We start from the raw sequence: 9,676 nt of genomic DNA, 5'->3' as shown, positions 1-9,676 counted from the left end.
CGCGGCCCGTCCGCGATCGCCTTCGGCTCGGTCCACGGCTTGAACGAATAGCCGAGCGTGAACATGTCGCTGTCGGAGCGGATGCCGGGATAGCGGAACAGATCCCAGGTGCCGCCGATGCAGTCGCGGCCCTCGAGGATGACGTAGCTCTTGCTGGGGCACTTCTGCTGCAGGTGAAAGCCGGCGCCAATGCCGGACAGGCCGGCGCCGACGATCAGGACGTCGAAATGTTCTGATGGCGCGGTTGTGTCCATCGTTCGATTTGCGCGCAGAACGAAAAAAAATCAAGCCAAAACCAGCCGATCGATTGAGCCAACCGAGCCACAATGCGATCGGAAAAGCCGGCTAAAGCGTTTTCAAGCGAAGTGGAAACCGGTTCGCGTCAAGAAAACGCGTCAAATCGAGAATCTAGAGCCCCGTTTCGATTCAATCGAAACGGAAAAGGCTCTAGGCCACGTTCCGGAGCCTGTGCACCTCTGGCTGCGCTGCCTGCGCCTTCCAGCCTGCCGAGATATTTGTCGTCGCCGCTTCCGACCAGCGTGATGATCGAGGTCGCGGCAAGTGGCCAAATCGTACTGTCAAAGCCGCCGTCCGTCTTGCCTGACAAGAACGACATGATTGGACCAAGGGCGGTCGGACCGATCGCCAACAGCACCGCATAAAAACCGAGCATGAGCGCGATATAGATGCCGAGGCCCTTCATGTATCTCGAATGAGACGTCAGGGATTCCGGGGCGAGTTCGATAAACTCGCCGATTGTCGTTTTGGCGTATGTGGGAACCTTGTAGTGGTCGATCGAAAAAACCACCACCACCAACACGCCGAAGAGGAAGGACGCTATTTCCTGCCGGCTAAATCCCGGAAAATATTGGGTCAGCTCGCACAGGCTGGAGAAAAAGGCTGGACATTCCGTCATCGCACGCCTCCATCGAATACGCCGATCGGGTTAACTAATTTGCTCCGCAAACATTCCACTTTTGAAATCAGGGTGGTTCCGGCGCGCCTGCTGCGCACCCCATTGCACGAACCTGCGGAAAGCCTCGGCGGCGGGCTGTACCGACATCCTACAGAACATGGTCTCTGACGATTCCAGCGAACCGTTTTCCTGCATCTTGTTGGCAGGCGCGCCGCCTCCGCAGACCGCAAAATACTGGCAGCGCGCGCGACAGAGCTCGACGCCGCGCCGAATCTCGGCCTGGGTGATGGCGACGAGATTGCTCGCAAATATCGAATCGAAATCGTCCTTGAGAATGTTGCCGAAATTGAAATGGTGGTGCGCCTCGGACCGCACCTCCATGAACTCCGGCGAGAATGTCGTGACGTCGCCGTTCGCCGCGACCACCAGCACTTGCCAGGCATCGATCAGTTCGTTGTTCAGTTCGCCGCCGGCCAGGACGGTGGCGATCCGTTCGACTTCCTTGATATGCAGCGGGTATTGTTCCGCGTAGGCGCGTTTCAGCAAAGTCAGCAGAAATTCCGCGATGGCATCGCTTTGGTCCCCGCGCCCGAACGAACTGACCGAGTGACAGCCTTCGGCTTCGTCGATTGAGAACGACACATGGGTGATGCCTTGATCGCGGTAGAATTCGAAATACTGGTCGGCCGCACTTAGCGAAAGCGGATGCAGCACCGTGACGACGTTGGGATGGATTCCGCCGTCCTGCAGACGGCGCAGCGTTTGCATGACAAGCGCCCAGGTGCCCTTGCCGTTCCTGGTCTTCCTGCGCAGATCATGGAAGGATTGCGGACCGTCTATCGACAGACCGATCTGGGTTTCGGTTTCCTGCGCGAACGACAGCCACTCGCTCGAGAGCGAGACCCCGTTGGATTGAAGCGTAAAGTTGGCCTGCGGCGGGGCCGTGCGCCGCAACTCCGAATGGGCGCGGCGATACCAGGCGAGCGGAACGACCGTCGGCTCGCCGGCGTGCCAGATCACGGTCGGCGCGGCGTCAAAAGCAATTTTGGGAAAGATCTTGTCGCTGATAGCGCCGACAACCTCGGCACTCATGATCGTTCGGTCGTCTCTGCTGCGCAGATAGCAATAGTCACAGCTGATGTTACAGAACGGCGTCGGCTGCAAAACGATCAGGACAGGCCGCCACACCGCTCAGCACCTCCGCCAGACCCCGCTGAAGCAGTTGAAGAAGTTGAACCATTGCGCCAGTCGGATCGGGCCAATTGCCGATCGCTTCTCGCTCCCCTCGGCGACATCCGAGGTATTCCGGAGCGCATCTGCCAGGCTGCCGGCGCGAAAAAACGCTGCCGGGTTGGTGTCAATGGGCGTATCGGCCTGTGAGGCGCCGGATGCCATTGCCAGAACGAAGGCTAGCGGCCACATCTCTCTAAAATTAGACATAGCGTCCTCCTTGAAGGACTGAAAGGCGCAACAACCTTAGCATTCGTGGCTGAATGCTGCAACCAATGCGTCTGCAATCTAACCGGCCTGGTCCGCCTGGAGTGTGATCCGCTTCACTAGCCAAACAAAAAAGGCCCCGGATACCCCCGGGGCCTTAGCTAGCTGGTTCAGGTGACCGTTCGAAGGATCAATACCGGTAATGATCCGCCTTGAACGGGCCTTCCGGCTTGACGCCGATATAGTCGGCCTGGTCGGGCCGCAGTTTGGTCAGTTTGACGCCGATCTTGGCGAGATGCAGCCGCGCCACCTTTTCGTCCAGCGACTTCGGCAGCACGTAGACCTTCTTTTCGTATTTGCCGTCCTTGTTGTTGGCGAACAGCTCGATCTGCGCCAGCGTCTGGTTGGTGAACGATGCGGACATCACAAAGCTCGGATGCCCCATGGCGTTGCCGAGGTTCACCAGGCGGCCTTCCGACAGCAGGATCATCCGCTTGCCGTCCGCAAAAGTGATCTCGTCGACCTGCGGCTTGATGTTGGTCCATTTCAGGTTGCGCAGATGCGCGATCTGGATCTCGTTGTCGAAATGGCCGATGTTGCAGACGATGGCGCGGTCCTTCATCGCGCGCATGTGCTCGATGGTGATGATGTCCTTGTTGCCGGTGGCGGTGACGAAGATGTCTGCGCGGGGTGCCGCGTCTTCCATGGTGACGACTTCATAGCCTTCCATCGCCGCCTGCAGCGCGCAGATCGGATCGACCTCCGACACCATGACGCGGCAGCCGGCCTGGCGCAGCGAGGCGGCCGAGCCCTTGCCGACGTCGCCGAAGCCGGCGACCATCGCCACCTTGCCCGACATCATCACGTCGGTGCCGCGGCGGATGCCGTCGACCAGCGATTCGCGGCAGCCATAGAGATTGTCGAACTTCGATTTGGTCACGCTGTCGTTGACGTTGATCGCCGGGAACAAGAGCTTGCCTTCCTTCTCCATGTTGTAGAGCCGGTGCACGCCCGTGGTGGTCTCTTCCGAGACACCCTTGATGTTTTTGGCGATCTCCGCGAAGTAGCCCTTCGGCTTTTCCTTCAAGAGGCGCTTGATCAGCGCGAAGAACACCTCCTCTTCTTCCGATTCCGGCTTGTCGAGGAATTTGACGTCGCCGTTTTCGGCGCGCAGGCCGTGATGCACCAGCATGGTGGCGTCGCCGCCGTCATCGAGGATCATGTTGGGCGTACCGCCGCCATGCCAGTCGAACAGTTTGGCGGTGTAGTCCCAGTATTCGGCGAGGCTCTCGCCCTTGACCGCGAACACGGGAATGCCGGCGGCGGCGATCGCGGCAGCGGCATGGTCCTGGGTCGAATAGATGTTGCAGGAGACCCAGCGGATGTCGGCGCCGAGTGCCGCCAGCGTCTCGATCAGGACCGCGGTCTGGATCGTCATGTGCAGGGAACCGGCGATGCGCGCGCCCTTCAGCGATTGCTTGGGTCCGTATTCCTCGCGCGTCGCCATCAGGCCGGGCATCTCGGTCTCGGCCAGCGAGATTTCCTTGCGGCCGAATTCGGCGAGCGAAATGTCCTTGACGATGTAATCGGTGAAGGCGGGCTTCTTGGCGGCGGCGGTCATGTGTTTGATCCCTTAAAAAGCATATTCCGGAAAGCACCCGTGCTTTCCGGAATACGCAGGAGAATTACGGAGAAAGTCAGACGGCACGCTTCAGCGCGTCGGCAAGGTCGGTCTTTTCCCACGAGAACCCGCCCTCATTGTCCGGCGTGCGGCCGAAATGACCGTAGGACGAGGTCCGCGCGTAGATCGGCTTGTTGAGATCGAGATGCTTGCGGATGCCGCGCGGCGTCAGATCCATCGCTTCGGCCACCGCCTTCTCGAGCGTTTCCTCCGGCACCTGGCCGGTGCCGTGGGTATCGATATAGATCGACAACGGCCGCGCCACGCCGATGGCGTAGGCGAGCTGCAGCGTGCAGCGCCCGGCCAGGCCCGCGGCAACGATGTTCTTGGCGAGATATCGCGCGGCATAGGCCGCCGATCGATCCACCTTGGTCGGATCCTTGCCGGAGAACGCGCCGCCGCCGTGCGGGGCAGCACCACCATAGGTATCGACGATGATCTTGCGGCCGGTGAGACCGGTGTCGCCGTCGGGCCCGCCGATGAAGAATTTTCCGGTCGGATTGATGTGCCAGATGGTCTTGCCGTTGATCCAGCCTTCCGGCAGCGCCTGCCGCACATAGGGCTCGACGCAATCGCGGACCTGGTTCGATGTCATGTCCTCGACCAGATGCTGGTGCGAGACCACGATCTCGCGCACGCCGACCGGCTTGCCGTTTTCATATTGCACTGTGACCTGGCTCTTGGAGTCCGGGCCCAGCACCTTCTCCTTGCCGGAGTGGCGGGCTTCCGAAATCAGCCGCAGGATCTTGTGGGCATAAAACAGCGGCGCCGGCATCAGGTCCGGCGTCTCGTTGGTGGCGTAACCGAACATGATGCCCTGGTCGCCGGCGCCCTCTTCCTTGTTGGTGCCCGGTTGCAGCGCATCGACGCCCTGCGCGATGTCGGCGGATTGCGGATGCAGCAGGATCTCGATGTCGCAGGTCTTCCAGTGGAAGCCTTCCTGCTCGTAGCCGATATCCTTGATCGCCGCGCGAACCACGCTCTCGATCTGGTCATTGTTGACGGATTTGGGACCGCGGGTTTCACCGGCGATCACCACCTTGTTGGTGGTGGCAAGGGTTTCGCAGGCCGCGCGGATCGCCCAGGGATCGATACCGGCCTTCGGGCCTTCGCGAAAAAACAGATCGACGATCTCGTCGGAAATCCGGTCGCAAACCTTGTCCGGATGGCCTTCGGAAACCGATTCTGAGGTGAACAGATAAGACGCGCGCATCAACCAACCCCTTTTCCGCCAGACCTCGGCGGTCCTTTTTTCCAAATGTGTCCTGATTTGTCAGTCGCGACGGCGCGAGATGACGTAGGATTCGTCGTAGAACCAGAGCCCGTTATGCTTGCGCAAAACCTCCCTGGCGGCATCGAGATAACGGCCACTCTGGGTCATCTCCGTCAACCGGTCGTCTTCGATCTGGGCGACATACACCGCCGCGTTCCATGCTGCAAAGGCCGTCGAGGTTCCGATCGAGCCGGTGACCTCATTTGGCAGCGCTTCCATATCATAGCGGAAGATCGAACGGTTATCGGCATATGCGTTTAAATTGAGGTCGCGCCCGGCCGAGCCCAGCTCGTATTTCACCGCGCGCAATAGCTCATGACGGCTCACCGCGAAAGGATTTTCTCCGGGCCAGACCGCCTGGATGATCTCCATGCCCGGATCCTGGCCATGGGAGTGAATTCCGATCAGCCGGCCGCCAGCCCGCAGCGCCCGGGCGAGCGGCGCAATAATACGTTTGGCACGGAAATTCACCGAGGATTTGGCCCGATAGGGCTGGGAGGCGATGACCAGGTCGAAATTGGCCTCGGAGCGGCCGGCTCGCGGGATGATCGAATCCAGCAAAAACCGGTGGTCTTCCCGGTACAGCACGATGGCGACCGGCCGCTCATAGGCCGGCATCCCCGACCGCGGGCTGACGTTGGCCCGCCAATTTTGCTCCAAAAACGGGCCCAATTCGGCGATCTGGGCCTCAAAATCCCCCGAGGAGGCGCCCCTCAGGGCCACCTCATGCCAGATCATGCCCGCGGCGGCGGCCGGTGAGGCAGGCGTCAGCCAGGGCGCCTCGGCGTAATACATGTTTGTCAGCACAAAAACGGTCGCCGGGTGCTCAAACAGCCGGTCGGGCACCTTGTCCAGCGTCAGCCGGACATCCTCCAGACTGAGTTCCTTGCCGGCGATATAGAACGGCATATGGGGAAAGCGGCCGTGCATGGAGCGCATGACTCGCGCCAGCACCGTGCCGTCGCCCACCCCGGCATCGAATACCCGCAGCGCCGGCGGCCGGGGATGGATGCTGGCAAGCTCCAGCGCCACCCGGTCCGCGATCACCCGCTTCTCGCTGCAGGTATGAACGAACAGCAGGTATTTCTGCCGGTTCTCGAAAAACCGGAAATTGCCGCGGGGATCGCGCTTCTCGGGCGGAACTTCGAGGCCCCGCGGCGGCGGCGGCATTCCGCCCGGCATCGAGGCGGCGATATAGGCCTGGATACGCTCCAGCGTGTCGATGGTGATGCGCTTGCCCTCGCGCAGACGATGAACCAGCTTGCCGTCGTTGACGGCGCGGCGCCCGAACGTCGATTCCGCCATATCGGCCTGGCGGCAGAATTCGGCAATCAGGCCCAGGATCTGGTCGTTTTTCATCGGGAGATTTTTGCAGCCGGATTTGGGACAGGCGGGTGGGCAGCGGCGGATGGCGCGGGTGTCCTACCATCTTCTGCCCACTGGGGGTAATCCCTCGCAGCTCCCAGGGGGTCGTCCGCGAACGCAGGGACCCTTACGTTGCGGCTTGGCTGCTTTGGCAAAAAATGGGCGACGGCTTCTGCTCCAACACATCCCTATGTCAATGAAGGGACCCCAAGCGAACATCGGTCGTTGCTGCTAATAACGTGCGACAATTGAAACTTGCGACGCGGCCGGCTTCGCCCAACAAAAATGAGGATTATCGATGCCGTCTCTCACCCGCTTTTCGGTAAAACCCTTGTCCACCTTGACGCGCCAACTCGCCGCCGTCGCGTCGGGCCGTGCTGCGCCGGATCTGGTGATCAAGGGGGCCCGGGTGCTCTCAACCTACTCGGAACGGATGCTGCCTGACCGCGAGATCTGGATTTCAGGCGGCCGCATCGCCGCGGTCAAACCGGCCGGCGCCTACAATGGCAAGGAAGCTCGAATTTACGACGCGCGCGGTGGCATCGTCGCGCCCGGGCTGGTCGATCCGCATATCCACATCGAGTCCAGTATGGTGACGGCCTGCGCCTATGCGGAAGCCGCCCTCCTCAACGGCACGACCACGATCTTCTGCGATAGCCATGAAATCGGCAACGTGATGGACGTCGCCGGTGTGGAAGCCATGCTGGAGGATGCCCGCCAGGCGCCGCTGTCGATCTTCCTCACCGTGCCGAGCACCGTTCCGGCGACGTCACCCCAACTCGAAACCGCCGGCGGCGATCTCACGGCGGCAAAAATAGCCGCACTGTTCGACAAATGGCCTGAGGCGGTAGCGCTCGGCGAAAAGATGGACTTCGTCCAGGTCGCGATGGGCGATGAGCGCAGCCATGCCATTCTCGCGGCGGCGCTGCAACGAGGTCGTCCGGTTTCAGGACATGTCTACGGCCGCGAATTCGTCGCGGCCTATGCCGCATCCGGCATCACCGATACGCACGAGGCGATCGATCGCGAGATTGCGGATGATTTGCTGGAAGCCGGCGTCTGGCTGTTCTTGCGCGGCGGACCGCCGACCACGCCATGGCATAGTCTGCCGCAGGCGATCAGGACGGTCACTGAACTTGGCGCTTCGCACAAGCGCGTGGCGGTTTGTACCGACGACCGCGATGCCCATGACCTGATGTTATTTGGTTTGGACTGGGTAACGCGGGAAGCGATCAAGGCCGGGATGACACTGCAACAGGCATGGGCGATGGGTTCGCTGCATGGCGCCACGCGCTTCGGCATGGGAGACGAAATCGGCGGCATGGGCGGCGGCCGGCGCGCCGACATGGTCCTGCTCGACCACGACTACAAACCGGTCAATACCTGGTATGGCGGCGAACTCGTGGTGGAGGGGGGCAAGATCACGCCGCTGCTCGATCAAGCCCTTTCAACGCGCTACCGATATCCGGACGCCGCCTATCACACGGTGAAATTGCCGAAGCAGGTCAAGCTCACGCCGCCACTCCCGAGTGAAACCGTGGTTGCCCATACGATCAAGACCGAGCTGCCCGGAATTACGCTTGGCCATGTCACCGTGCGGCTGGAGCCCGCCAAGACCTGGAAGGACCACTTCGACAAGCATGGTCTTTGCTTCGTCACGGTGGTGGAACGCCATGCCAAATCGACCGGCAACGTCGCCCATGGCTTGCTGAGCAATTTCAATCTGAAACGCGGCGCGGTGGCTTCCTCGGTCGGCCACGACAGCCACAACATCATCATCGCCGGCGTCGATGAAGCCGACATGCAGGTAGCGTTGCGGGCCATCGAGAAAATCCAGGGCGGCGCCTGCGTCGTCATGGACGGCAAAGTAACTGCGATGGTTCCGCTGCCGATCGCAGGACTTCTTTCCGACCAGCGCGTCACGGTCGTCGCCGAGCAGGTCAAGGCGCTGAAGATCGAGTGGGAAAAGGCGGGATGCAGCATTCCCTATATGGGATTCAACCTCATCCCGCTGTCGGTCATTCCGGCAATCCGCATCACCGACAAAGGCCTCGTGCTAGTCCCCGAAATGCAGATTCAGCCGCTGTTTGATGCGGCCTAACGCCGATGGCGAAATAATCACCCCTCTCGGGCTCCTGTCTTCCGGTTCGTTCCCCCGACAAGGCATATGCCGGCTGAGCCCGCCATGAGCCAGTGCCCCCGAATCCAACCAACAAACCGTTGAACCGCAGGGCCCGCGGCGACAACCAATTGCCAGGGGTCATTGATGCCGGGGGATTTCATGCGCCGTTCGATTCTGGGGCTCGCACTCATCGCGACGGCGCTGTGGTCGTCCCCTGCCCTTGCCCAAACCAACGCGCAGCTCGGCCCGCTCTGCACCAGCGAAGGAACGCCCCCCGACAAGCAGATCGATGCCTGCAACAAGATCATCGCGCTGAAGGTCTTCTCCGGCGAGAAACTGGCCACGATCTATTTCTGGCGCGCGGTGGGCTGGAACAAGAAGGGCGACTACGCGAAGGTGATTGCCGATACCACCGAGGCACTGCGGCTGCAGGGCGGACAGATCGCGCTCTACAACATGCGCGGCTCGGCCTATTACGACAAGGGCGAATACGACATCGCCATCGCCGATTTCAACGACGCGCTGCGGATCGGTCCGCCCAGCGGCACGATCTTTCATAACCGCGGCAACGCCTTCCGCTCCAAGGGAGAATATGCCCGCGCCATCGCGGATTACGACCAGGCCATCCGGCTCGATCCGAAGCAGGCCTATTCGTATCAGAACCGCGGTTCCGCCAGGCAGGCGCTCGGCGATCTCGACGGCGCGCTCGCCGATATCAACGAGGCGATCCGTCTCGATCCAGCACTTCCCCACCCCTGATCAACCGCACCGTGATTTGGCGCGCCAAGGGCGAGGTTGAGCGGGCGATCGCCGATGCCAGCGAGGCGATCAGCCTCGCGAAGGCCCGTGCGCCGGCCAACATCATGACGCCGCCGGGAAGCG

Annotated in this window: 8 protein-coding genes and 1 pseudogene; 2 read left to right on the top strand and 7 right to left on the bottom strand. The window is 61.3% G+C overall.

Annotation, left to right across the window (positions count from 1 at the left end; genetic code table 11):
- From E8A46_RS03920 to E8A46_RS03890, 7 genes are all read right to left on the bottom strand, one after another.
- A partial coding sequence (locus tag E8A46_RS03920; protein WP_291557735.1) for an NAD(P)-binding protein occupies nt 1-254 on the bottom strand: 254 nt, incomplete at its 3' end.
- A gap of 128 nt (nt 255-382) precedes the next feature.
- Nucleotides 383-916: a hypothetical protein gene (locus E8A46_RS03915; RefSeq protein ID WP_291557733.1), complete on the bottom strand. Its 534-nt coding sequence runs from the start codon at nt 914-916 to the stop codon at nt 383-385.
- A 30-nt stretch (nt 917-946) separates the two neighbouring features.
- A complete protein-coding gene (grrM, locus tag E8A46_RS03910) occupies nt 947-2,104 on the bottom strand; it encodes a cyclophane-forming radical SAM/SPASM peptide maturase GrrM/OscB (protein WP_291557730.1) in 1,158 nt (385 codons plus the stop codon).
- Between the two features lie 3 nt (nt 2,105-2,107).
- Nucleotides 2,108-2,356, bottom strand: a complete 249-nt coding sequence (locus E8A46_RS03905; RefSeq protein WP_291557727.1) for a hypothetical protein — start codon at nt 2,354-2,356, stop codon at nt 2,108-2,110.
- A 187-nt stretch (nt 2,357-2,543) separates the two neighbouring features.
- The gene (ahcY, locus tag E8A46_RS03900; RefSeq protein ID WP_291557725.1) at nt 2,544-3,974 is read right to left on the bottom strand and encodes an adenosylhomocysteinase; all 1,431 of its coding nucleotides are present in this window, start codon (nt 3,972-3,974) and stop codon (nt 2,544-2,546) included.
- Nucleotides 3,975-4,050: 76 nt separating this feature from the next.
- Nucleotides 4,051-5,247 (bottom strand): methionine adenosyltransferase, encoded by a 1,197-nt coding sequence (metK, locus tag E8A46_RS03895; RefSeq protein ID WP_291557722.1) that lies wholly within the window; start codon nt 5,245-5,247, stop codon nt 4,051-4,053.
- Between the two features lie 60 nt (nt 5,248-5,307).
- Complete coding sequence (locus E8A46_RS03890; RefSeq protein ID WP_291557719.1) at nt 5,308-6,666, bottom strand: hypothetical protein; 1,359 nt, start codon at nt 6,664-6,666, stop codon at nt 5,308-5,310.
- Nucleotides 6,667-6,970: 304 nt separating this feature from the next.
- On the opposite strand from E8A46_RS03890, the gene E8A46_RS03885 reads away from it, so the two are divergent.
- Both E8A46_RS03885 and E8A46_RS03880 read left to right on the top strand, forming a co-directional pair.
- Entirely contained in the window at nt 6,971-8,773 is a 1,803-nt protein-coding gene (locus E8A46_RS03885; RefSeq protein ID WP_291557716.1) for an adenine deaminase C-terminal domain-containing protein, read from the top strand.
- Between the two features lie 180 nt (nt 8,774-8,953).
- Nucleotides 8,954-9,676 (top strand): annotated as a pseudogene (locus E8A46_RS03880) (tetratricopeptide repeat protein); the annotation flags it as partial.

The sequence above is a fragment of the Bradyrhizobium sp. genome, from assembly GCF_004799445.1.
Taxonomy (GTDB): Bacteria; Pseudomonadota; Alphaproteobacteria; order Rhizobiales; family Xanthobacteraceae; genus Bradyrhizobium.
Note: the sequence above shows the minus strand (reverse complement) of the source record. Positions and strands in the feature narration are given on the sequence as shown.

What these genes read in the sequence shown, in the direction of transcription:
- E8A46_RS03905 (WP_291557727.1), bottom strand. Translation starts at nt 2,356, where the DNA reads ATGTCTAATTTTAGAGAGATGTGGCCGCTAGCCTTCGTTCTGGCAATG.
- E8A46_RS03915 (WP_291557733.1), bottom strand. Translation starts at nt 916, where the DNA reads ATGACGGAATGTCCAGCCTTTTTCTCCAGCCTGTGCGAGCTGACCCAA.
- E8A46_RS03890 (WP_291557719.1), bottom strand. Translation starts at nt 6,666, where the DNA reads ATGAAAAACGACCAGATCCTGGGCCTGATTGCCGAATTCTGCCGCCAG.
- metK (WP_291557722.1), bottom strand. Translation starts at nt 5,247, where the DNA reads ATGCGCGCGTCTTATCTGTTCACCTCAGAATCGGTTTCCGAAGGCCAT.
- E8A46_RS03885 (WP_291557716.1), top strand. Translation starts at nt 6,971, where the DNA reads ATGCCGTCTCTCACCCGCTTTTCGGTAAAACCCTTGTCCACCTTGACG.
- ahcY (WP_291557725.1), bottom strand. Translation starts at nt 3,974, where the DNA reads ATGACCGCCGCCGCCAAGAAGCCCGCCTTCACCGATTACATCGTCAAG.